Source organism: Microbispora catharanthi (assembly GCF_006334915.2).
GTDB lineage: Bacteria > Actinomycetota > Actinomycetes > Streptosporangiales > Streptosporangiaceae > Microbispora > Microbispora catharanthi.
In genome coordinates this window covers 361,625-384,558 of record NZ_VDMA02000006.1, presented here as the reverse complement: position 1 = coordinate 384,558, position 22,934 = coordinate 361,625, and the positions used below count along the sequence as shown (strand labels likewise).

Sequence of the window (22,934 nt, the reverse complement as noted above, 5' to 3'; positions counted from 1 at the left end):
CGTCACTCTCGGGAGGGTGCGGTCATACCGATGGACGCCGAGTCAACGATCTGCCTGAGCGACCTGGTCCCGGCCCTGCGCTGGAGCCGTCCTCAGCAGGTGGCCGAGATGCTGGCCGACCCGCGCCTGCCCGGCGGCTGGTGGGCATCCGTCGGGATCGGCCGCGCGATGCGGGCGACCGGCGTTGACTGGCTCTGCGAGCGGCTCGCCCGCCTGGCCGTCGGCCGATGGGATCACCTGCCCCTCACCGACCTGCTCCCGGCGCTCCAGGTGCACACCGTGGACCCGGCCATGCCCGGCTGGCCCGATCCCGTACGCGCGGTGGTCAACCACCTCGGCGGGTGGTACCGGCTGCGCCGTCTGACGCCGTGCGATCTCCAGGCCCCGGCCGCCCCCGCCTCGCCCGAGGTCCTCCTGACCACGGTGTTCCGTGAGGTGTTCGCGCGCCTGGAGAGCGAGCTGGCGTCCGGGCGGTCCGCGCAGGCGCTCGCGGGGGGCGAGGCCGCACCCCAGGCACAGGCGCAGGCGCCCGCCGGTCCCGCCTCCGGGCCCCTTCCGCAGGCCGCGCCGGGGACGACGTCTCAGCCGTTCCCCCAGGCGACCGCCCCCGGAACCACCTCACAGCCGTTCGCCCGGCCGGCCGCGCCGGCGCCCGGGCAGGCCGCGCCGGCACCCGCCCAGACACCCGCGCAGCAGGGGCAGGCGCCCGCCCGGCCGGGGCAGGGCGCGCCGTCACCGGCCCCGTCACCCGCCGCGCCTGCCGCGGAGCCGGCCAAGCCCGCCACCCAGCCCTTCGCCCGGCAGTCCGGGGCCTCGCTCCCGCAGCCCGCGGCCGCCCCCGCCCAGCCGCCGGCCGAGGCGGCACGGGAGCGGCAGCCGGCCGACCTCAGCGCGCACCCGATGGTCGCGGTAATCGAGGGCCTGTTCCGCGGCTGGGACCCGCTCGCCAGGGCCGTCGCCGCCGAGCGGCTGTTCGCCGCCGAGCCGGTGAGCCTGCGCACGCTGGCGCACAACCTCAACGTGGACCGCGAACTGCTCTCCCAGGCCCAGCGCACGGCCGAGGAGCGGGTGCTGCTGTGGCTGCGCTCCCCCGACTCCGCGCCGCTCACCGGCCATCTGTTCGGGCTCACCGAGTGGCTGGGCGCCGCCGCCACCCAGGAGCAGCTCATCGCGGCGGACCCGTCCCACCCCATCGAGGTCCCGGCCCTCGGCACGCCGCTGTGGCGGGTGCTGGTGACGCTGATGCCCGACCGCCGCCTGCAGGACGGCTGGCTCGTGGTCGGCGACCTGGCGGGGCTGCGGGAGAAGACCCGCCAGCTACTGGCGAACAAGCCCGCCGACGCCGACGTCGTGGAGCTGCTCGGCCAGCTCGGCATCCGCGCCCACTCGGCCAAGGCGTGGCTGGACTCCATGCCGCAGCCGGGCTCCGCGTCCGAACCCGGCGCACTGCCCACCCGGCACGGCCCCGACCAGACGGCGAAGCCCGCGCCGCTGCCCCGCCGTACGCCGGGCGCGAACGGGCACCACCACGGCCGCGGCGGGGTCCCGATCCCCTCGCAGGCCAACAACGGGCCCGACGCCGCCACCGCGCTCGCCGCGCTCAGCGCGCTCACGAGCGGCAACCTGAACGGCACCGTGAACGGGAACCTGGGCGGCCATCCGAACGGGAACCTGGCGGGCGGCAACCTCGCGGGGGGCGTGCCCCGGCCGCATCTGGTGCCGAACCCCCGCCCGACCTCCAGCCCGGCCTCCGACCCGCGCCGCTGGCAGCGGATCGACGTCACCAGCGGTCATCTGCGCGGCGAGCCGGTGGCGGTCCCCGAGGGGTACGCCGCCCAGCTCGGCATGCGTCCGGGGACGCTGCTGTCGGTCACCGGCCCGGGGGACAACGCCGTCGTGCTGGTGTGGCGCGACCGGCAGCCGGTGTTCGACTCGCTCCAGCCGGTCCTGATGCGGCTGAACGCGCGGCCCGGCGACTCGGTCTACGTGACCGTGGACGGCTACCGCCTGGACGCCCAGCTCACCTCGGCCGTCTGACCGTCCCGCCCGCGAGTGGCCTACGGCGCGACGCGCACGGGATCTCGCCGGACGGGCGGTCGGGTCATGCCTGCCGCCCGGTGCCGACGATGAGCGTGTAGTCGGCGCCGACGCGGAAGCCACCGGAGGACCCGTGGACGGTCAGCGTGTGGCGGCCGGGCCGCAGCGGCTGGAGGCGCACCCAGAGTCCACACGCGTAGAACGTTTCCGTTCCCTCCACGCCGGTCAGAGGATTGCCCGCCACACCGGTCACGGCGACGTCCTCCTCTTCCATCCGTTCCGGCGTGGCCGGTCGGCCGTCGAGGACGGCGCGGCCTTTCGCTGTGACCATGAAGTCCTCACAGTCCGCCTGGGAGCCGACCAGATTCACCAGCGGGAACACCACCGGCCTCCCCGCGGGAAGCGCGCATGTCCGCCGTACGGTGCCGCCGAAGGTCCCGGCGAGGAACCAGACGTCCTCCGGCTGGTTCCGGTCGCAGAACTCTCCGGTGTCGTCCGCGACGGGGTTGGTGCTCTCGGTCTCGGAGGACGCCCACGTCCACCAGCGTCCTTGGATGGACTCCACCGGCGAGGCGGACGGCTCCGAAGACACGACGTCGTCCGTGCTGCTCTTGCGGCCGACCGCGCCACACCCGACGAGGAGACCGAGAAGCACCAGAAGCGGCAGAACGGACCTTGGAGGCATCCGGGAATCATAGACGCGATCATCGCCGGCCTCAGGTCGATCAGGAGTTTCCCGATCCCGCGAGCCCGGATAGCGGACTCAGGTCTTCGGTCTGAGCATCTTGCGGTAGTAGGTGGCGGACACCTCGTAGCCGAGGGCGCCGTAGAACTCGGCGGCCCGCCGGGTCGCCAGCGCGACGTATCCGGCCTGCCGTGAGCGCGCCCACGTCTCGAACTCCTCCAGCAGCCGCCGCCCGATGCCGTGGCGGCGGTAGCCGCTCTCGATCATCGCCTCCTCGACCCACGCGACCCTGCCGTTGGCGAACAGCGTGAGGTGGGTGAAGCCCAGCAGGTAGCCGCGTACGGTCCCCTCGACCGTGGCGACGATGAGGAAGGCGTCCTCGTTCTCCAGGAGTTGCGGCAGCGCCGCGTCGAACGGCGCCCGCTCGGGCCGGAACGTCACCGCGAACTCGCGGGCGAGTGCGAAGATCTCGTCCGCGTCGGTCTTCTCGGCCCTCCGGAACTGGAGATCACCAGACGTCATGAAATGGACTCTAGGAGTACCCAGGCACATACGTCCAATCCGAGCTCACCCCGCGAGACCGGCGGCAGGCGGGGAAGGCCCCTCAGCCGGCGGTGACGGCGAAGGACCGCCGGGCGTGCCGCACGAACTCGCGTACGGCGGGACCCTGCCCGCCGCGCCACAGCAGCGCGAGCAGGGCGGGCGTGTCGGCGTCCTCGATGGTGAGCGCGGTGAGCCGGTCGCGGTGGGCCGCGGCCATCGACTCGCTGAGGACGGCGACGCCGAGTCCCCTGGCCGCGAGGCCGGCGACGGCGTCGGCCGCCCCGGCCTGCAGCGCGATCACCGGCTGGAGGCCCCGGGACGCGCAGGCCCGGTCGAACACCGTGCGCAGGCCGGTGCCGTACGGCATGCAGACGATCGGGTAGGAGCCGAGGTCGCCCAGAGTGACCCCGTCCCGGCCCGCGAGGGGGTGGTTCGGGGGGACGGCGGCGACGAGCCGCTCGCTGATGACCGTCAACGTCTCCAGGCCGTCCGGAGCGGCGGCGAGACCGGCGAGGGCCAGGTCGAGGGCGCCGGCGCGCACCCCCTCGACGAGCCGGTCGGAGTTGTCCTCCAGCAGGGAGATCTCGACCCCCGGATGGGCCCGGTGGAACGCGGCGAGGGCGTCGAACAGCGGCGTGACGGTGCAGCCGACGACCATTCCGACGGTGAGCCGGCCCCGGATGAGGCCGGTCACCTCGCCCACCGCCTGTCCCAGCGCCCCGGCCGCGGCGAGCGCGGCGCGGGCGTGGTCGAGCGCGGCCTTCCCCGCGACGGTCAGCGTGACGCTCCGCGCGGACCGGTCGAACAACTCGGCGCCGAGTTCGCGTTCGAGTTGCCGGATCTGGGCGCTGACGCCCGACTGGCTGATGTGCACCCGCTCGGCGGCGCGGGTGAAGTTGCGCTCCTCGGCGACCGCGACGAAATACTCCAGCTGACGCAGTTCCATAACCGCTGATTCTAGTTTCCATCCGATCCATCTGTTGGACTTCTGGAAGGCGGCTCGGCAGGCTGGAGCCCGTACGAGAGTTCGGGAGGAACCCATGCCGGAGTACGAGAAGGCCATGCGGCCGGAGGACATCACCCGCCTGTTCGTCGAGCGGTCCAACGCCGGGGACGCCGCGGGAGTGGCGGCGCTGTACGAGGAGGACGCGGTGCTGGCCTACCCTCCGGGCAGCGTGACGGTCGGCCGGGAGGCGATCCGCGCCCTATGGGAGAAGGTGCTGGCGAACCGTCCCCGTTTCGAGCCCGAGGAACCGCTGCCGACCCTGGTCAGCGGCGACATCGCGCTGACCTCGACCCCGCCGGGGGACGGCGCCGGCGCCCGGGCCCAGGTCGTGCGGCGCCAGCCCGACGGAAGCTGGCTGCGGGTGCTCGACCAGCCGGAGTTCCAGCCGCCCGCCCGCTGATCCGGTTACGGGTGAGCCAGCGGGGCGGCGGCGGGGGCGCGGTCCGCCTCGGAGGCCGGGGCGGCGCCCCCGTCGTCCACGAACGTCGCCTCGTCGAAGGGGGCCCGGCCGGCCAGCACCTCCTCCGCCCGTGAGCGGTCGAAGTCGCCCACCCACGTGCCGATCAGGACGGTGGCGACCGCGTTTCCCGCGAAGTTGGTCAGCGCCCGGGCCTCCGACATGAACCGGTCGATGCCCACGATCAGGCCGACGCCGTCCACGAGGGCCGGCCGGTGCGACTGCAGGCCCGCCGCCAGCGTGGCGAGGCCGGCTCCGGTGACGCCCGCCGCCCCCTTGGATGCGATGATCATGAAGACCAGCAGACCGATCTGCTCCCCCGCGGAGAGCGGCAAGCCGGTCGCCCGCGCCACGAACAGCGTCGCCATGGTCAGGTAGATGGCGGTGCCGTCGAGATTGAAGGATTAACGCGCTCCCCGGCCTGAAGGCCCGGGATTCAGCCCGTGCCGCACGGTCACGCGGCACCCCTGTGGCTTCCTGCTTCCTCGCGCTGTGCCGGGGCTGGCCCCGGTCTTACCTGCGCTCCACAGGCGTTTAGCCTCTCCGCCCGTCCGGCGGCGAGGATGTTCTTGGCGGCGTTGACATCCCGGTCGTGAATCGCCCCACACGGGCAGGTCCACTCCCGGACTTTCAGCGGCATGGACTCGGCCAGTGCCCCGCACTCAGAGCAGAGCTTGGAGGAGGGAAACCACCGATCGATCCGGTGGAAGACCCGCCCGTGCATGCGGGCCTTGTACTCCAGCATGGTCACGAAGGACGACCAGCCCGCGTCGTGCACGCTCTTGGCCAACCGGGTGCGTGCCAGCCCCTTGACCGCCAGGTCTTCCACATAGATCGCTTGGTTGTCGCGGATCAGCTTCGTGGATTGCCGGTGGCGGAACTCGAGGCGCGCGTCGGCGACCTTGGCATGCTGGCGGGCCACGGCGAGGCGGGCTTTGGCCCGGTTGTTCGACCCCTTCTGTTTGCGCGACAGCGCCCGCTGGAGCCGCTTGAGTTTCTTCTCCGCCCGGCGCAGGAACCGCGGGGAGCCAATCTTCCGTCCGTTCGACAGGACCGCGAAGGCGGTCAGTCCGAGGTCGATCCCGGCCTCTGGCTCCACCTGTGGCAGGGGCTGTTCGGCGACCTCGACCACGAACGAGGCGAAGTATCGCCCGGCCGCGTCCTTGACCACCGTCACCGACGATGGTTCGACAGGCAGGGCGCGGGACCAGCGCACTGCCAGGTCCCCGATCTTCGGAAGGCGAAGCTTCCCACTCGGGGTGATGGAGAACCGGGCGTTGCGGGTGAAGCGGATCGCCTGCCGAGTGTCCTTCCGCGATCGCAAGCGGGGCGGGGCGACCTTCGGCCCCTTCCGCCTACCCGTGACCGAGGCGAAGAAGTTCCGGTACGCGGTGTTCAAGTCCGCCAGCGCCTGCTGCAACACCACAGCCGACACCTCGCCCAGCCAGGAGCGTTCCGGGGGCCTCCTCGCCTCGGTGATGACCCGCTTGGACAACTCGCCGTCCGAGACATACGGCAACCCGACCGCGTGGGCGTCGACTCGTGCCCGTAACCCGTCGTTGAACACCACCCGCGCACACCCGAACGCCTTGGCCAGCGCGACGCGCTGTCCGGGGTGGGGTAGAGGCGGAAGTTGTACCGGAGCCTCACACCAGCGTCTTACCATCCGTTGACTAGCGAGTACGGATCGTTAGAACAATTGGGCATGGCATTTGTAGGCGCGGCCGTCCAGGGCGCGCCGCCCGCCCGGGTCCGCGTCCACCTGCGCGCCGAGGACGGCACGTTCCTGATCCGGGTCGCCGACAGCGGTCCCGGGCTCGACCCCGCCGTCGTACGGGACGTGTTCCGGCGCGGCTGGTCCACGAAGGGCGACGGCCGGGGGCTCGGCCTCGCGATGGCGGGGCAGGCCGCCCGGCGCCTGGGCGGCGGCATCGAGGTGGGCACCGGTGGTCAGGGCCCCGGCGGTCAGGGCACCGGTGGTCAGGGTGCGGTCTTCACCGTACGGCTCCCGCTGCCGCCCCCGACGGAAGGGTCGGGCCCGGCCCCCGCAGGCGCTCCCGGCGGCGGCTCGGCGCGCGAGGAGGTGCGGCCGTGATCTCGGTCCTGATCGTGGAGGACGAGGAGCTCACGGCCGAGGCGAACCGCCTGTACGTCGAGCGGGTGCCGGGCTTCCGGGTCGCCGACGTGGCCAGGTCCGGCGGCGAGGCCGTCCGCGTGCTGCGCCGCGATCCGGTGGATCTCGTGCTCCTCGACCTCTACCTGCCGGACATGCACGGGCTGGACGTCTGCCGGGCCATGCGGGCCGCGGGCCTCCCCTGCGACGTCATCGCCGTCACCTCCGCGCGAGACCTGTCGGTGGTCAGGTCGGCCGTCTCCGCCGGGGTCGTGCAGTATCTGCTCAAGCCCTTCACGTTCGCCCTGCTGCAGGAGAAGCTCGAACGGTACGCGGCGTTCCGGTCGTCCATCAGCGGGTCGGGCGAGGTCAGCGGCCAGGGCGAGGTGGACCGAGCGCTGTCCACCCTGCGCGGAACCGCCCGCCCTCATCTGCCGAAGGGGATGACGGCCGACACCCTGGAGGCGGTGGCGGGCGCGCTGCGGGACGCCGCCGACGGCATGTCGGCCCAGACCGTGGGCACGGCCGTGGGCGCGTCCCGGGTGACGGCCCGGCGCTATCTGGAACACCTCGTCGACACCGGCGTCGCGCGCCGGGTCCCGCGGTACGGCGGCCCCGGCCGCCCGGAGCTCCGCTACACCATCGCCTGACCGCGCGAGCGCGTACGGTGCAACGGTGAGAATCGATCACCCTCGTCGGAAGGCGGAGGACCTTGTTGCCTGAACTCCATCCCGGAGACGCCGGTGCCCTGCTCTTCGACTGGGACGGAACGCTGGTGGACAGCCAGCGGGCGAACTATGTCGCGTTGGCCGGAGCGCTGGCCGAGGAGGGCGTACAGCTGGACCAGGAATGGTTCGACGCGCGCACCGGCCTCTCCTCGGCCGAGATGGTCCGTCTGCTGGCACGCGAGGGCGGGCTCACCCTCCGGCGGCCCGTGGAGGAGATAGTGGCGGATCGCGACGAACGGTTCCTGCGGACGGCGCACGAGATCCGCGTGCACCCGGAGATCGAGGCCGTGGTCTCCTCCTTCCACGGAAGGCTGCCCATGGCCGTGGCCTCCGGCGGCGCCCGGAGAGTGATCGAGATGACGCTCCGCCACCTGCCGATCCGTCACCGGTTCGGCACCGTGGTCACCCGCGACGACGTCGAACGGGGCAAGCCCGCGCCGGACATCTTCCTGCGCGCGGCGAAGCTGATCGGCATCCCCCCAAACCGCTGCACCGTGTACGAGGACAGCGACGAAGGCATCGCCGCTGCCCAGGCGGCGGGCATGGCGATCATCGACGTCCGGCCGCTCACCGGCCGGCCGAGCGGCACGAGCGCCTGAGGCCGTTTTCGGGGCAAGCTGCTCGTTGCCGCGGGGGCATGCCCCGGCGACGACGGCCTCCGGGGGCGTGTACGCGACCCCGGCTCGCACGATCGAGCACGGCGTATCTCCAGGTAAGAGCGATCTAAGCGGGCAGGCCGAGTTCGCGGGCGATGAGCATGCGCTGCACCTCGCTGGTGCCCTCGCCGATCTCCAGGATCTTCGCGTCGCGGTAGAAGCGGCCGACGGGAAACTCGTTCATGAAGCCGTAGCCGCCGAAGATCTGGGTGGCGTCGCGGGCGTTGTCCATCGCGGCGTTGGACGACACGAGCTTGGCGATCGCCGCCTCCTTCTTGAACGGCAGACCGGCCAGCATGCGCTCGGCGGCGTGGTAGTAGGCCAGGCGGGCCGTGTGCACCCTGGCCTCCATGTCGGCGATCTTGAACTGCATGGCCTGGTAGCGGCCGATCTCCTGGCCGAAGGCCCGGCGCTCGCGCACGTACCGCAGCGACTCGTCCACGCAGCCCTGGGCGAGGCCGACCGACAGCGCGGCGATGGCCACCCGGCCCTCGTCCAGCGTCTGGAGGAACTGCGCGTAGCCCCGGCCGCGCTCGCCCAGCAGGTTCTCCTCCGGCACCCGGCAGTCGGCGAACGACAGCTCCCGGGTGTCCGAGGCCGACCAGCCGACCTTGGAGTACTTCTTCGACACGGTGAAGCCGGACGTGCCCGACGGCACGAGGATCGTGGAGATCTCCGGCCTGCCGTCCTCCCTGCGGCCGGTGATCGCCGCCACGGCGACGACGCCGGTGATGTCGGTGCCCGAGTTGGTGATGAACGCCTTCGCGCCGTTGATCACCCATTCGCCGCCGTCGAGGACGGCCGTGGTGCGCATGCCGCCCGGCACGTCGGACCCGCCGCCGGGCTCGGTCAGGCCGAACGCCCCGAGGATCTCCCCCGCCGCCATCTTCGGCAGCCACCGCCGCTTCTGGGCGTCCGTGCCGAACCGCAGGATGGGCATCTCGCCCAGCGAGACCGCCGCCTCCAGGGTGATCGCCACCGAGGAGTCGACCCTGGCCAGCTCCTCCAGGGCCAGGCACAGCGCGAAGTAGTCCCCGCCCATGCCGCCGTACTCCTCCGGAACGGGCAGGCCGAACAGGCCCATCGCGCCCATCCTGCGGACGATGTCGTACGGGAACTCGCACCGCTCGTAGTAGTCCCCGATGACGGGGGCCACCACCTCACGGGCGAACTCCTCGACTGACTTGCGTAGTTCGACGTGCTCGTCGTTGAGCATCTCAAATCTCCTTGGCCAGAGCCTGGACGACGCGGGAGGGGCTCGGCCGGCCCAGGATCTCGGCGAGCCAGAGGCTGGTGGCGGCCAGCGACCTGACGTCCACCCCGGTCTCGACGCCGAGACCGTCGAGCATCCAGACCAGGTCCTCGGTCGCGAGGTTGCCGGTGGCGCTCTTGGCGTACGGGCAGCCGCCGATGCCGCCAGCGGAGGAGTCCACGACAGTGATCCCCCTCTTGAGGGCGGTGAGCGTGTTGGCCAGGGCCTGTCCGTAGGTGTCGTGGAAGTGGACGGCCAGCCGGTCGGGCCCGACGCCGGCCTCGGCGAAGGCGTCGAGCAGCGCCTCGACGTGCCGGGGCGTGCCGACGCCGATCGTGTCGCCGAGCGACAGCTCGCAGCAGCCGAGGTCGAGCAGCCTGCGCCCGACCCGGGCGACCTGCTCGGGCGCGACCGGTCCCTCCCAGGGGTCGGCGAAGCACATCGACACGTACGCCCTGACCCGCATGCCGTGGGCGAGGGCCCGTGCGACGACGGGGGCGAACATCTCGAACTGCGACTCGACGGTCCGGTTCAGGTTGCGCTGGGCGAACGACTCGGTGGCGCTGCCGAAGATCGCGATGTCGGTGACGCCCTGCTGCAGGGTGGCCCGGTCGAGGCCCCGCTCGTTGGGGACGAGCACCGGGTAGCGGACTCCCGGCACCCGCGGCAGGCTCTCCAGCAGCTCCCCTGCGTCCGCGAGCTGGGGCACCCACTTGGGGTGCACGAAGCTCGTCGCCTCGATGGTCGTCAGCCCGGCCTCGGCCAGCCGGCCGATGAACTCGCGCTTGACCTCGACGGGCACGACGGCGGACTCGTTCTGCAGGCCGTCGCGCGGGCCGACCTCGTAGATCGTCACTCGCACGGCGTCACCCTCGCCACGAGCGCGTCCAGCTCCACCGTCTGCCCCGGCCGGGCGCGCAGCTCGGCGAGCACGCCGTCGGCCGGCGCCGTCAGGGTGTGTTCCATCTTCATCGCCTCCACGACGACCAGCGGCTGCCCCGCGGTGACCCGGTCGCCCTCCGCCGCCTTCACGAGCAGCACCGTTCCCGGCATCGGGCTGCGTACGACCCCGTCGCCGGCGAGCGCCCCACCCTGCCGGTCCTTCGGGTCGCCGGGATCGTGCCGGGTGACGGGCCATGCGCGGCCGCCCTCGGCGAGCCACACCGTGTCGCGGTTCCGGGCCACCGCGTACCTCCGGGTGACGCCGCCGAGGGTGACCGCCGCCTCATCGGTGCCGGTCCACTCCAGCCGCACCCGGCCGAGTGAACGCTCGTTAACTTCGATCTCCGCGTCGCCGGCGGCGCCCCGCACTCGTACGGGCACGCCGAGCCGGTGCACGGTCCAGGCGGGCTCTCCGACGCGCCACCCGTCCGCCACGTCCCACGGGTCGTCGGTCGTGCGTCCGGAGACGTGGAACCCGGAGTGGAAGACGAGCGCGGCCGCCGCCAGCACCTCGTCCGGCACCTCGCCGCTCACCAGGTCGCCGAGCCGCCGCTCGACCAGCCCGGTGTCGAGGCGCCCGGCCGCGACCTCGGGGTCGGCCAGCAGCGCGCGCAGGAACCCGATGTTCGTGGTGACCCCGAGGATCACGGTCGAGGCCAGCGCACGGTCGAGGGTCGCGAGCGCGCCCGCCCGATCGGGGGCCCAGGCCACCGCCTTGGCCAGCATCGGGTCGTAGTCACTGCCCACGGCCATCCCGCCGGTCAGCCCGGAGTCGAACCGCACGCCCTCGCCCGCGGGCTCGCGCAGGGCCAGGATCCGGCCGCCGGTCGGCAGGAAGTCGCGGGCCGGGTCCTCGGCGTAGACGCGAGCCTCGACGGCGTGGCCGCGCAGGCGCACCTCGTCCTGCCCGAACGGCAGCAACTCTCCCGCGGCGATCCGCAGTTGCAGTTCGACCAGGTCGAGGCCCGTGACCAGCTCGGTGACCGGGTGCTCGACCTGCAGCCGCGTGTTCATCTCCATGAAGAAGAAGTCGCCGGGATGGGAGCCGGGGACGATGAACTCGACCGTCCCCGCGCCGACGTAGCCGACCGACCGGGCGGCCTGCACCGCCGCCGCCCCCATGCGGGCCCGCGTCTCGTCGTCGAGCAGCGGCGAGGGCGCCTCCTCGACGATCTTCTGGTGCCGCCGCTGCAGGCTGCACTCACGCTCGCCGAGGTGCACGACGTTCCCGTGGCCGTCGGCCATGACCTGGATCTCGATGTGCCGGGGCCGGTCCACGAACCGCTCGATCAGCAGGGTGCCGTCCCCGAAGGCCGCCGTCGCCGTACGGCGGGCCGACTCGACGGCCGCGGCCAGGCCGTCGGCGGACTCGACCCGCAGCATGCCCTTGCCGCCCCCGCCCGCGGACGGCTTGATCAGCACGGGGAAGCCGATGCGCTCGGCGACCTCGGCCAGGTCGTCGTGCGGTTCCGCGCCGCCGGGCACGACCGGAACGCCCGCGCGGGCGACCGTCTCCTTGGCCCGGATCTTGTCGCCCATGGCCTCGATGGCCCCGGCCGGCGGGCCGACGAACACCAGGCCCTCCTGCGCGCAGCGCTGGGCGAACTCGGCGTTCTCGGCGAGGAAGCCATACCCGGGGTGGACGGCCTCGGCGCCGCTCGTCCGGGCGGCCTCGACGATCGCGTCGATGTCGAGGTAACCGCGCGGGAGCCGTACGGCGAGGTCGGCCTCGCGCACGTGGCGCGCGTCGCGGTCGGCGTCACTGTGGACGGCGACGGCGCGCACGCCCAGGGCCCGCAGCGTACGGATGATCCGGACGGCGATCTCGCCCCGGTTGGCGATCAGGACACTGGAGAACATCACTCACATCCGGAAGACGCCGTAGCCGACGGGTTCGAGGGGGGCGTTCGCGGCGGCGCCGAGCGCCAGGCCGAGGACGGTCCTGGTGTCCGCCGGGTCGATCACCCCGTCGTCCCACAGACGCGCGGTCGAGTAGTAGGGGTTGCCCTGGTGCTCGTACTGGGCCCGGATCTCGTCGGCGTCGGCGTCGCCGACCATGGTGAGCACGGTGGCCGCCTGTTCGCCGCCCATGACCGAGATGCGGGCGTTCGGCCACATCCACAGGAAGCGGGGCGAGTAGGCGCGCCCTGCCATCGCGTAGTTGCCCGCGCCGAACGAGCCGCCGATGATCACCGTGAACTTCGGCACCCGGGCGCAGGCGACCGCCGTCACCATCTTCGCGCCGTGCTTGGCGATGCCCCCGGCCTCGTACGCCTTGCCGACCATGAAGCCGCTGATGTTCTGCAGGAACACCAGCGGGATCGACCGCCGGTCGCACAGTTCGATGAAGTGGGCGCCCTTGAGCGCCGACTCGCTGAACAGGATGCCGTTGTTGGCCACGATCCCCACGGGGTGCCCGTGGATGCCGGCGAACCCGGTGACCAGGGTCGGGCCGTATTCGGCCTTGAACTCGAGGAACCTGCTGCCGTCGACCACCCGGGCGATCACCTCGCGCACGTCGTACGGCCGGCGGGTGTCCTGGGGGACGATGCCGTACAGGTCGCGCGGGTCCCACAGCGGCGGCTCGGCGGGCGCGACCTCCCAGGGGCGGGGGTTCTTCGGCGCGAGCGTCGACACGATGTCCCGCACGATCTTCAGGGCGTGCGCGTCGTCCTCGGCGAGGTGGTCGGTGACACCGCTGACGCGGGCGTGGACCTCGCCGCCGCCCAGTTCCTCGGCCGTGACGGTCTCGCCGGTGGCGGCCTTCACCAGCGGCGGCCCGCCCAGGAAGATCGTGCCCTGGTTGCGGACGATCACGGCCTCGTCGCTCATCGCCGGGACGTACGCGCCGCCCGCGGTGCAGGAGCCGAGCACGGCCGCGATCTGCGGGATGCCCCGCGCCGACATGGTGGCCTGGTTGTAGAAGATGCGGCCGAAGTGCTCGCGGTCGGGAAAGACCTCGTCCTGTTTCGGCAGGAAGGCGCCGCCCGAGTCGACCAGGTACACGCACGGCAGGTTGTTGTGGAGGGCGACCTCCTGGGCGCGCAGGTGCTTCTTGACCGTGATCGGGTAGTACGTGCCGCCCTTGACGGTGGCGTCGTTGGCCACGATCACGACCTCGCGCCCGCTCACCCGCCCCACGCCGGTGATGATCCCGGCGGCCGGGGCCTGGTCGTCGTACATGCCGGTGGCCGCGAGCGGGGACAGCTCCAGGAAGCGCCCGCCGGGGTCGAGGAGCGTGTCGACGCGGTCCCTGGGCAGCAGCTTGCCGCGCTGGACGTGCCTGGCCCTGGCCCGCTCGGGGCCGCCGCGCGCCGCCGCCGCGAGCCGTTCCCGCAGGTCCGCCACCAAGCGTTCGTTCGCCTCCGCGTTGCGCTTGTACGGCTCGCCGCCCGGGTCGCACCGGCTCTCCAGCACCGGCCAGTCACTCGTACTCATGCTCGGATGTTAATCATCATTAACAGACTCCGTCTACCATGGTGCCGTGACGACCGGGAGGACCGTGAAGACCCCTACCCGCAATCGGCGGGCCGAGATCCTCGAAGCGGCCGCGGACCTCTTCGCGGCACGCGGCTTCCACGGCGTGTCCATCGAGGACATCGGCGCGGCCGTGGGCGTGTCGGGGCCGGCGCTGTACCGGCACTTCAGCGGCAAGGAGGCCCTGCTCGCCGAGATGCTGCTCGACATCAGCGAGCGGCTGCGCGAGCAGGGGGCACGGCTGGCCACCACCGCCGACCCCGACACCGCGGAGGCGGCGCTCGACGCGCTGCTGTCCGGGCACATCGAGTTCGCGCTGACTCACCCCGCGCTCATCCGCGTCCACGAGCGCGAGCTGGACAACGTGCCGGAGCAGGCCCGCCGGGCCATCCGGCGGCTGCAGCGGCTGTACGTCGAGGAATGGGTGACGGTGCTGTCCGAACTGCACCCCGCGTGCCCGCCCGCGCGGCTGCGCGCCGCCACCCACGCGGTCTTCGGCCTGCTCAACTCCACCCCGCGCAGCGCCGGGGAGCTCGCGCCCGAGGCCATGGCCGACCTGCTCCGCACCATGGCCCGCGCCGCTCTGTCCCGGCTCTGAATCTCCCCCGTCGTCCGGCCCTGGCGGATCGGCGCTTCCGGCCGCGGGACAGGAGAGCGGTCGTCCGATGTCCGCGATGTCGTCAGCCGAAGTTGGTCCAGGCTCGGGTGGCTCCGGTTCGGGGATCGACGTCGAGGTAGTCGGCCCGGCCGTCGCCGTCGAGGTCGGCGAACTGGATCTGTCTGCCGTCGACGCCGACGCCGCCGGCGACCTGTCCGCCGGGGATCCAGTACCAGTCGCCCCCGCTCGGCTTGGGACCGCCGTTCTGCCAGACCTGAACGGAGCTGTCGTATCCCGCGGCGCCGGGGTCGCTGAGGCCGCCCATCCGGACGTAGTCCGCGGACCGGGTGCCGTAGAGCGGGGCGAAGCGGATCCGGCTTCCGGGCGCGCCGACGCCGCCGGCGACGGTGCCCTGCGGCCACCAGTACCAGTCGCCGCCGCTGGGCTTGGGACCGCCGTTGAGCCAGGCCTGGACCGAGCTGTCGTCATTGACCTTCAGGTAGTCGGCCCGGCCGTCGCCGTCGAGGTCGGCGAACTGGACATGGCTGGCGGATGCGCCGACGCCACCGGCGATAGTGCCCTGCGGCCACCAGTACCAGTCCCCGCCACCGGGCTTGGGACCGCCGTTCAGCCAGGCCTGGACGGAGCCGTCGTAACCGACTACCAGGTAGTCGGCCCGGCCGTCGGCGTTGATGTCCGTGAAGTGGACATGGATGCCGATCGCGCCGACGCCACCGGCGATAGTGCCCTGCGGCCACCAGTACCAGTCCCCGCCACCGGGCTTCGCACCGCCGTTCAGCCAGGCCCGGACCGAGCTGTCGTCGTTGATCTCAAGATAGTCGGCCTTGCGGTCGCCGTTGATGTCGGCGTAGACGACCCGCCCGTTGAATTCGGCGAAGGTCCCGGACGCGATCGTGCCTTGCGGAAACCAGCCCTTGACGGGACCGGCAGCCGACGTCCCGCCGCCGGATCCTGCGATCCATCCGGCCCGCCCCACGTCCACCAGGCCGCGGTAGAACAATGCCGCCATCTTCAGGTACCCGGAGTCGTTGGGGTGCAGGAGGTCGGCCAGATCGGTGAGCGTCACCGGACTCATGTTGACCATGTAGACGTGCTTGCCGGCGGCCCACCGCGACCCTGTCTCCGACCGGATCGCCTCGTTGAACCGCAGGATCCGCGCCTGGGTCGCCCCCCAGTTGGACGGGACGATGGTCGAGACCAGGAGGGTCACATTGGGGTCGGCCCGGAAGATCTGGTCGATGAGGCTGCCGAGCCTGGCCGGTGCGCCGTCCGGGTCGTCATTGTTGTTCAGGTCGTTGGTGCCGATATGCAGCAGCACGACATTGGGCGCATACGTGGCCATCGCCGCGTCCGTGATGCCGGCGATCTGAGAGATCGTCCAGCCGGAGTGTCCCTCGTGGGCGTCGGGCGCCGGGCCCGAGTGCTGTGAGCCGACGAACGTGGCGGTGGCCCCGTCCTCTCTCAGCATGTCGCCGAGAGTCGACCGGTAACCGCCTCCGTTCGAACTGCCCGCGCCGTAGGTGATCGAGTCGCCCAACGCCATGATCCGCACATTCCGCTGGAGGTTCGAGGTGACCCCGGCCCATGCCGCCGTCTCTTCGGCGATGAGGTTCTCCAGCTCCTGGAACCGCCAGCCGAGCTGCTCCACCCTGCCGGCGACCACACCTCCGAACCAGGAGTCGAGCCAGGGCACCTGGGACCTGATCCAGATCCCGGCCCTCTTGATGGCATCGGCGAGGTTGGCCTTCGCCCACGGGGCGAGGTACTTCTCCCAGAGGAAGCCCCCCGCCAGCCCGAGTATCCCGGCGATGATGATGTCCCTGGTCGCCTCGGGGGTGCCCAGGTCTCCCGCGAACGCGTGCGTCACGAGCGCCGCCATGATGCCGGTGACGGTGGTCTGAAGGGGGGTGCAGACCAGCGGAATGGTCGCGGCGAGGACCCCGCTGGCTGTCAAGGAGCCGATGCAGAGCATCCTGAGCCCGTATCCCACGATCCAGGCGATCGCCGTGGCGGCGACCTGCTGCCAGAAGCCGGAGGTGGTGATCTCCGCGGCCGGGATGGTCAGGACCAGGCCGGCGCCGTCGGGGGTCACATTCACCGTGCCGCTGAAATTCGGCCACACCGAGGTGTCGACGGTGATGCTCACCGGGCTTTGGCTGTCCGCGATCGCCTGCTTGAGCGTGTCGCCCAGTCCGCCGTGCTCTGTGATCTCCGCCTGCATCTCCGGGACGATGTCCCGCAGGACGGCGGGGTTCACGCCGAGGTCTGAGGCGCTGAGGGTGATGGTGACATCCCGCGCGGCCGCTCGCGCCGGTGTGACGGGAGCGAGGCACACCACCATGATGATGGCCATCACGACGATCGGGACATGACGTGATATAAACGCCAGTCCGCTAGTTTTATACATATTCCACCCACATACGGAGGAATGGGCGGCTAGGGGCTGGACGGGGACATCGGCCACCCATGAAGGTGGCACTATTCAAATGACGGCGACCGGGGGCTGGATGACCACAGGATGAACCCCGTGGAGAAGACCAATGAAGATCGCGGGTTCAGGCCCCGTTCTCCCGGTCAGCCGAGCAGTTTGCGGGCGGCGCGTTCGATGTCGGACTCCGACAGCAGCACGGTGTCGGCGGCCGGGCCGAGCGGCACGAAGCTGTCCTGTGAGGTCACCCGGGCGATCGGGCCGCGGAAGCCGTTGTCGACGAGCGCCGCGATCACGCTCTCGGAGACGCCGCCGCTGTGGCGGGTCTCGTCGGCGATCAGCACGCGCCCGGTCAGTTCGGCCGCGCGCATGAGGTCGTCGACCGGCAGCGGCGACAGCCACCGCAGATCGAGCACCCGGCAGCCCATGTCCTCCGCCGTGAGCTTGACCGCCGCTCGCAGGCTCATCCGCAGGCCGTTGCCGTATGTGACGATGGTCAGGTCGCGGCCGTCCCCGTAGGAGCGGGCGCGGCCGACCGGGACGTGCGTCTCGTCCCAGCGCGCCGGCGGCGCGTACGGCGTGAGCCAGCCGTCGTCGCCCTCCTCGAAGAGATCACGTGTGTGGTACAGCGCGATGGGTTCGAGGAACACGCAGACGCTGCCGTCCGCGCGGGCGGCGGCCAGGCAGGTGCGCAGCATCGCGGCCGCGTCGTCGGGCCGCGCCGGAGAGGCGACGATCACGCCGGGAATATCCCGCAATGCGGCAATTGAGTTGTCATTATGGAAATGTCCCCCAAAGCCCTTTTGGTAGGCATATGAGGCGACTCGTACGACCAGGGGATTGCGATACGCGCCCTGCGAGAAGAACTGCATGGTCGACGCCTCGCCGCGAATCTGATCAAGGGCGTTGTGCAGGTAGGCCAGGTATTGGATCTCCGGCACCGGCAGCAGCCCCGACACCCCGGCACCGAGCGCGAGGCCGAGGATCGCCTGCTCGTCCAGGAGCATGTCGAAGACCCGCTCGGCCCCGAACCTGCGCAGCAGCCCGCGCGTGACGCCGTACACCCCGCCCTTGCGGGCCACGTCCTCGCCGAACACCAGGACCCCGGGGTCCAGCGCCATCGCGTCGGCCAGCGCCCGGTTGACCGCCTGGGCGACCGTCAGCCTGCCCTCCTGCTCCGGCAGGGTGGCGAAGGCGCGCTCGCGCGCCTCGGCGGGCGCGGACCGCAGGGCCTCGGCGGCCACCGCCTCGGGACGGCGCGGCGCGAGCGGAGCCATCACCTCCGCCGCCGTCGCGAGCCGGGGCCGCCGCGCGCACTCCGACGCCAGCTTGAGCACGTGGTCGCGCTCGGCCTCGTAGCGTGCGAGCAACTCGTCGGGCGCGGCCAGGCCCGCCTCCACGAGCAGCCGTGCCGTACGGACGAGGGGGTCGCGGTCCAGGTCGGCGGCGATCTCCCGGCGGGTGCGGTAGCCGATCTCCACGTCGGACCCCGCATGGCCCATCAGGCGGACGGTGCGCAGGTGCAGGAACGCCGGGGCGCGGTTGACGCGCACGTGCTCGACGGCGCGCAGCGCCACGTCGTAGGTCTCGGCCAGGTCGCCGCCGTCGGCCTGGAAGTACTCCAGCAGGGGGTGCCTGGCCTGCGCGACCCACTCCGGCGGGGTCTTCACGCTGATGCCGAGGCCGTTGTCCTCACACACGAAGAGCACCGGGATCTGCAGCCCGCGGAAGCGGCCGTACGCGGCGGTGTTCAGCCCGGTCAGCGCGGAGGCGTGGTTCATCGACGCGTCGCCGAAGCTGCAGACGGCGACGGCGTCCCCGGGCCAGGGCGAGGGCAGCCCGAGCATGCGCGCCCGCTCGATCGCGAAGCCGACGCCGACCGCGCGCGGCAGGTGGCTGGCGATCGTGGAGGTCTGCGGGATGACGGCGAGGCCGGGGTGGCCGAAAACCTTGTGCCGGCCGCCCGCGATCGGCTCCTCGGCCGACGCCGCGATCCCCAGCAGCACGTCGCGCAGCCCCTCCTCGGCCAGCCGCCCGGCCTGAGCCGAACGGGTCAGGTAGAAGGCGCCGGACCGGTAGTGCAGGAGCGCGGGGTCGTCTACACGGAGCGCGGCCGCCACGGCGGCGTTGCCCTCGTGCCCCGACGACCCGATCGTGTAGAAGCCCTCGTCTCGCTCACGCATGAGGCGGGCGGCGACGTCGAGGAGCCGGCTGCCGAGCTGCACGGCGAACAGTTCACGGCACCGCGTCCCCGTCAGGCCCGTGCCCGGCCGCACCGGCAGGTCCGGATCCCGGGAGGGTCCGGGGGTCAGCGCCCCGACGGCCTCGGCGAAATGCGTCTCCACAGCGTCCCGCACCACACGGCCGATTATGTCGCACGATGCACGCTCCGTCCCGCACAGCGACAACTCCGTACACCAGACGGTTATGGATCACGCCTTTTGACACGAATCGATGACGATAAGTAAGAGGGCTCAACCATTGCCGGTATTCGCCCGTCTACTCGTTATGAATGACGTGGCACCCTCAGGCCGCGTTCAACCACCGGAAGGATGGTTCACCGGAATGTTGAAACGCATTCACGCCGCGATCGCGGCAGTGGTTCTGGGAGGGGCGGCCCTCGTCGCGCTCCCGGCCACCGCCGGCGCGGCGACGGCGGCGGGTCCCGGCGACCTGGCCGTCTCCCCCAGTCCCGTGGTCGTCGGCAGCGACGCGGGCACGACGGCGACCTTCACCTACAAGGCGTCCGACAAGGGCGCGGCCAGGCTCGTCGACCGCGACGGCCGGGCCGTCCCCCTGGACCCCGCCCCCGCGGGCTCCGGCGCCTACTCGGCCACGTACGGCTTCACGTTCAGGGACGAGCCGGGCGTCTGGAAGCTGGAGGTGCGGGCCGGCGGCGGCACCGCGAGCAAGGAGTTCCAGGTCCACTGGACCACCGACCTCGACTTCGACGCGGCGCCGGACGTCGTCGACCGGGGCGACGGGATCAGGCTGACCGGCGCGCTGACCTACCGGGACGGCGACGGCCGGCAGGCGTACGACGGGCAGCGGGTGTACCTCGCCTTCAAGCCGGTCGGCGGCTCCTACAGCCGGGTCGGCTCGGTGACGACCGACCGGCACGGCCGCTTCTCGGTCGATCGCAGGGCGGACAGGAGCGGCTGGTGGCGCGCCGAGTTCGAGGGCGCCTCCGACGCCGAGCCCGCGACGAGCGACAGCGACCGGGTCGACGTCAGGGCCCAGTCCAGTCACACCCGGATCACCGGATTCGACGCCTCCCCCGAGCCCGTCGACGCCGGTGACGACCTGCGCCTGCGCGGGCGGCTGGAGATCTCCGGCTTCGCCGGCTGGAGCGGCTACCCGGGCCGGCAGGTGAAGATCCTGTTCAAGCCGGCCGGCGGTTACCGCTGGCAGTACGTCACCTCCGACTGGACCGACTCCTACGGCCGCTTCTCCGCGGACGTCACGGCCAGGACCTCCGGCTGGTGGCGGGCCGAGTTCGAGGGCGCCGGCGGGGCGGGCCACTCGGCGAGCGCGACCGACTACGTGACGGTCCGCGTGCCCCGGCCGACGCCTCCGCCCGCGCCCAAGGCCGACACCCGCGTCGTCCAGTTCAACGCCGCGCCGGAGCCGGTCAGGTATCACCGGTACCTCACCTTCCGGGGCAAGCTCCAGGCCTGGGACGACGGCTGGGAGGGCTACGGCCACCAGAGGGTGTCCGTGTGGTTCAAGAAGGCCGGCGGCTCCTGGCACTACGTCAAGACGCTGTGGACGAACAGCACCGGCAAGTTCTGGGGCAAGACCAAGGCGTCGGCGTCCGGCTACTGGAAGGTCGTCTTCGCCGGGAACGGCGAGGCCGATCGCTCCACCAGCCGGAGCGACTGGGTGCGCGTGAAGCGCTAGGCAATCACTGAGCCGGCCCGGGGCGTGCCGCACGCCCCGGGCCGGTTCGCGTCCGCGATCGTCCAGCGGCCGGGACGGCTAGAGTTTCGGCGATCACGGCGAGCACGGCATCGGGGGCGACGGTTGGACGCGTTGATATTGATCGCCTTCGCGGTGACGGCCGTCGTGATGGTCGCGGCCTTCGCCCTGGCCGCCCGGCGGCTTCTCGGCCTGCGCTTCGGGACGGTCCGCACACTGCTCGGCGCCGCCCTCGCCGTCGTGCTGTTCGGCCCGGTCTCACAGGCCCTGGTCGGCCCGGTGGTGGGTGACCATGCCGGAATCACCCCGATGTGGTTCATCATCCTCGCGTACGCCTGCGCGCTGCTGGCCTCGATGGTGTTCCTGGCGATCGCCGAGGCCCTGGTGCCGACGGGCTCGATCCCGGGCCCCTTGGAGGCGGTGGCCGCGATCCGGCGGCGAGCAGGACGGTCACGACGCTATCTGCGCATCACCCGCATTCTCATCCGCCACGGCCTCGGCCCCTATCTGCGCGGCCGCGACCCCGACCTGGGCGCCCCCTCCAGCCGCTTACGGCTGGCCCGCTCGCTGCGCGAGGCACTCGACGAGGGCGGGGTCACGTTCGTGAAGCTGGGGCAGATCCTGTCCACCCGCGGCGACCTGCTGCCGCCCGAGTTCGTCGAGGAACTGCGCCTGCTCCAGGACCGGGTCGAGCCCGCACCCTGGGAGGAGATCGAGCGCGTCGTCACCGGAGAACTCGGCGGGCCGGTGGAGGAGGTCTTCGCCTCGTTCGAGCGGAAGCCGCTGGCGGCGGCGTCGATCGCGCAGGTCCACCTCGCGCGGCTGCGGTCGGGAGAGGAAGTGGTGGTCAAGGTCCAGCGGCCCGGGATCGCCCCCGTGGTGGAGAGGGATCTGGACATCGTGGCCCGCCTCGCCCGTACGGCGGAGCGGCGCACGCGATGGGCCCGCGGGGTGGGCGTCGGCGACCTCGCCCGGGGGTTCGCCGAGGCGCTGCGCGAGGAGCTCGACTTCCGGGTCGAGGCGGCGAACATGGCCGCCGTCGCCGCGACGTCGAAGGACTCGGCCGTACGGTCGCCCGTGCCCCATCCGCGGCTGAGCGGCCGCTGCCTCCTCGTGATGGAGCGGCTGGACGGCGTTCCGCTCGCCACCGGTCAGGACGGCCTCGGCCCCGCCGAACGCGAGGAGGCCGCCAGGGCCGTGCTGCACGCGCTGCTGGAGCAGATCCTGCTGAACGGCGTGTTCCACGCCGACCCCCATCCGGGGAACATCATGCTGCTGTCCGGCGGGGGCGTCGCCCTGCTGGACTACGGGTCCGTCGGACGTCTCGACGGCGCCCTCCGGGCCGCGCTCCAGCGCCTGCTCGCCGCGCTGGACCTGGCCGACCCCGCGGGCGTCGGCGACGCCCTGCTGGAGCTGGTCCCCCGGCCGGACGAGATCGACGAGCGCGAGCTGGAGCGCGAGATCGGCCGCTTCATGGCCCGGCACCTGGTGCCCGGCATCGTCCCGGACTCCCGGATGTTCGCCGACCTGTTCCGCCTGGTCTTCGCCCACAAGCTCTCGGTGCCGCCGGAGGTGGCGGCGGTGTTCCGGGCGCTCGGGACGATCGAGGGCACGCTCACCGGCCTCGCGCCCGGGTTCGACATCGTGAAGGAGGCGCGGGATTTCGCCGGCCGCCGCCTGTCCCCGCCCGGCGGCCGGGAGGAGATCCGCGCCGCGGTGGCCCAGGAGGCGGTGCGCCTGCTGCCCCTGCTGCGGCGGCTGCCCCGGAGCGTGGACCGCATCGTCGGAGCGGCGGAGAGCGGCAGGTTCAGCGTCAACGTGCGGCTGTTCGCCGACGCCCGGGACCGGCGGCACATGACCGGCCTGCTCCACCAGGCACTCCTGACGGTGCTGGCGGCCACCGCGGGGATCATGGCCGTGCTGCTGCTCGACTCGGAGCGCGGGCCGCGGGTGACCCCCGCCGTCACGCTCTACCAGCTCATCGGCTACAACCTGCTGGTGGTGAGCGCCATCCTCGCGCTGCGCGTGCTCGTGGCGATCTTCCGGGAGCGCCGGGAGGAGTGACCCGGCGCG

General features: G+C 72.1%; 17 protein-coding genes and 2 pseudogenes. 8 read left to right on the top strand and 11 right to left on the bottom strand.

The features are described 5' to 3' along the window. Positions 1-30: 30 nt before the first annotated feature. Positions 31-2,037, top strand: coding sequence for a hypothetical protein (locus FH610_RS14335; RefSeq protein ID WP_139574885.1), 2,007 nt, complete (start codon positions 31-33; stop codon positions 2,035-2,037). A 64-nt stretch (positions 2,038-2,101) separates the two neighbouring features. Here the strand turns inward: FH610_RS14335 and FH610_RS14330 are convergent, their stop codons facing one another. The 3 genes from FH610_RS14330 to FH610_RS14320 form a co-directional block, all read right to left on the bottom strand. Then, positions 2,102-2,722 (bottom strand): signal protein, encoded by a 621-nt coding sequence (locus FH610_RS14330; RefSeq protein WP_205825757.1) that lies wholly within the window; start codon positions 2,720-2,722, stop codon positions 2,102-2,104. 78 nt (positions 2,723-2,800) lie between these two features. After that, positions 2,801-3,244, bottom strand: a complete 444-nt coding sequence (locus tag FH610_RS14325; RefSeq protein ID WP_139574884.1) for a GNAT family N-acetyltransferase — start codon at positions 3,242-3,244, stop codon at positions 2,801-2,803. A gap of 82 nt (positions 3,245-3,326) precedes the next feature. After that, positions 3,327-4,211 carry a LysR family transcriptional regulator gene (locus FH610_RS14320; protein WP_139574883.1) on the bottom strand — a complete coding sequence of 295 codons (885 nt, stop codon included), beginning with the start codon at positions 4,209-4,211 and terminating at the stop codon, positions 3,327-3,329. A 94-nt stretch (positions 4,212-4,305) separates the two neighbouring features. Between FH610_RS14320 and FH610_RS14315 the strand changes: the two genes are divergently transcribed. Beyond that, a complete protein-coding gene (locus FH610_RS14315; RefSeq protein ID WP_139574882.1) occupies positions 4,306-4,671 on the top strand; it encodes a YybH family protein in 366 nt (121 codons plus the stop codon). Positions 4,672-4,676: 5 nt separating this feature from the next. Here FH610_RS14315 and FH610_RS14310 read toward each other — a convergent pair. Next, positions 4,677-5,120, bottom strand: a pseudogene (locus FH610_RS14310) (cation:dicarboxylate symporter family transporter); the annotation flags it as partial. 62 nt (positions 5,121-5,182) lie between these two features. After that, positions 5,183-6,378: pseudogene (locus FH610_RS14305) on the bottom strand (RNA-guided endonuclease InsQ/TnpB family protein). On the opposite strand from FH610_RS14305, the gene FH610_RS14300 reads away from it, so the two are divergent. From FH610_RS14300 to FH610_RS14290, 3 genes are all read left to right on the top strand, one after another. Next, positions 6,362-6,823: an ATP-binding protein gene (locus FH610_RS14300; RefSeq protein ID WP_420813689.1), complete on the top strand. Its 462-nt coding sequence runs from the start codon at positions 6,362-6,364 to the stop codon at positions 6,821-6,823. The pseudogene FH610_RS14305 and the gene FH610_RS14300 overlap by 17 nt on opposite strands. Beyond that, on the top strand, positions 6,820-7,491 hold the full coding sequence (locus tag FH610_RS14295) for a response regulator (RefSeq protein ID WP_139574880.1): 672 nt from the start codon (positions 6,820-6,822) through the stop codon (positions 7,489-7,491). Before FH610_RS14300 ends, FH610_RS14295 begins: the two co-directional genes overlap by 4 nt. Before the next feature lie 65 nt (positions 7,492-7,556). After that, positions 7,557-8,168, top strand: coding sequence for an HAD family hydrolase (locus FH610_RS14290; protein ID WP_240808968.1), 612 nt, complete (start codon positions 7,557-7,559; stop codon positions 8,166-8,168). A gap of 124 nt (positions 8,169-8,292) precedes the next feature. Here the strand turns inward: FH610_RS14290 and FH610_RS14285 are convergent, their stop codons facing one another. The 4 genes from FH610_RS14285 to FH610_RS14270 are packed head-to-tail and all read right to left on the bottom strand — an operon-like array spanning position 8,293 to position 13,857. After that, on the bottom strand, positions 8,293-9,441 hold the full coding sequence (locus FH610_RS14285; RefSeq protein ID WP_139574878.1) for an acyl-CoA dehydrogenase family protein: 1,149 nt from the start codon (positions 9,439-9,441) through the stop codon (positions 8,293-8,295). A 1-nt stretch (position 9,442) separates the two neighbouring features. Beyond that, complete coding sequence (locus FH610_RS14280) at positions 9,443-10,339, bottom strand: hydroxymethylglutaryl-CoA lyase (RefSeq protein WP_139574877.1); 897 nt, start codon at positions 10,337-10,339, stop codon at positions 9,443-9,445. Then, positions 10,330-12,279: an acetyl/propionyl/methylcrotonyl-CoA carboxylase subunit alpha gene (locus tag FH610_RS14275; protein WP_139574876.1), complete on the bottom strand. Its 1,950-nt coding sequence runs from the start codon at positions 12,277-12,279 to the stop codon at positions 10,330-10,332. The genes FH610_RS14280 and FH610_RS14275 overlap by 10 nt, the downstream gene beginning before the upstream one ends. 3 nt (positions 12,280-12,282) lie before the next feature. Beyond that, positions 12,283-13,857: a carboxyl transferase domain-containing protein gene (locus tag FH610_RS14270; RefSeq protein WP_139574875.1), complete on the bottom strand. Its 1,575-nt coding sequence runs from the start codon at positions 13,855-13,857 to the stop codon at positions 12,283-12,285. Between the two features lie 46 nt (positions 13,858-13,903). Here FH610_RS14270 and FH610_RS14265 point away from each other — a divergent pair, with 46 nt between their 5' ends. Continuing rightward, entirely contained in the window at positions 13,904-14,494 is a 591-nt protein-coding gene (locus tag FH610_RS14265; protein WP_240808967.1) for an SACE_7040 family transcriptional regulator, read from the top strand. A gap of 82 nt (positions 14,495-14,576) precedes the next feature. On the opposite strand, the gene FH610_RS14260 is transcribed toward FH610_RS14265, so the two are convergent. Together FH610_RS14260 and FH610_RS14255 are read right to left on the bottom strand one after the other, a co-directional pair. Then, complete coding sequence (locus FH610_RS14260; RefSeq protein ID WP_161628003.1) at positions 14,577-16,868, bottom strand: GDSL-type esterase/lipase family protein; 2,292 nt, start codon at positions 16,866-16,868, stop codon at positions 14,577-14,579. A gap of 221 nt (positions 16,869-17,089) precedes the next feature. Beyond that, complete coding sequence (locus FH610_RS14255) at positions 17,090-19,303, bottom strand: thiamine pyrophosphate-dependent enzyme (protein ID WP_139574873.1); 2,214 nt, start codon at positions 19,301-19,303, stop codon at positions 17,090-17,092. A 205-nt stretch (positions 19,304-19,508) separates the two neighbouring features. Here FH610_RS14255 and FH610_RS14250 point away from each other — a divergent pair, with 205 nt between their 5' ends. Then, on the top strand, positions 19,509-20,843 hold the full coding sequence (locus tag FH610_RS14250) for a hypothetical protein (RefSeq protein WP_139574872.1): 1,335 nt from the start codon (positions 19,509-19,511) through the stop codon (positions 20,841-20,843). A 123-nt stretch (positions 20,844-20,966) separates the two neighbouring features. After that, positions 20,967-22,925: an ABC1 kinase family protein gene (locus FH610_RS14245; RefSeq protein WP_240808966.1), complete on the top strand. Its 1,959-nt coding sequence runs from the start codon at positions 20,967-20,969 to the stop codon at positions 22,923-22,925. The last annotated feature ends 9 nt before the right edge of the window (positions 22,926-22,934 follow it).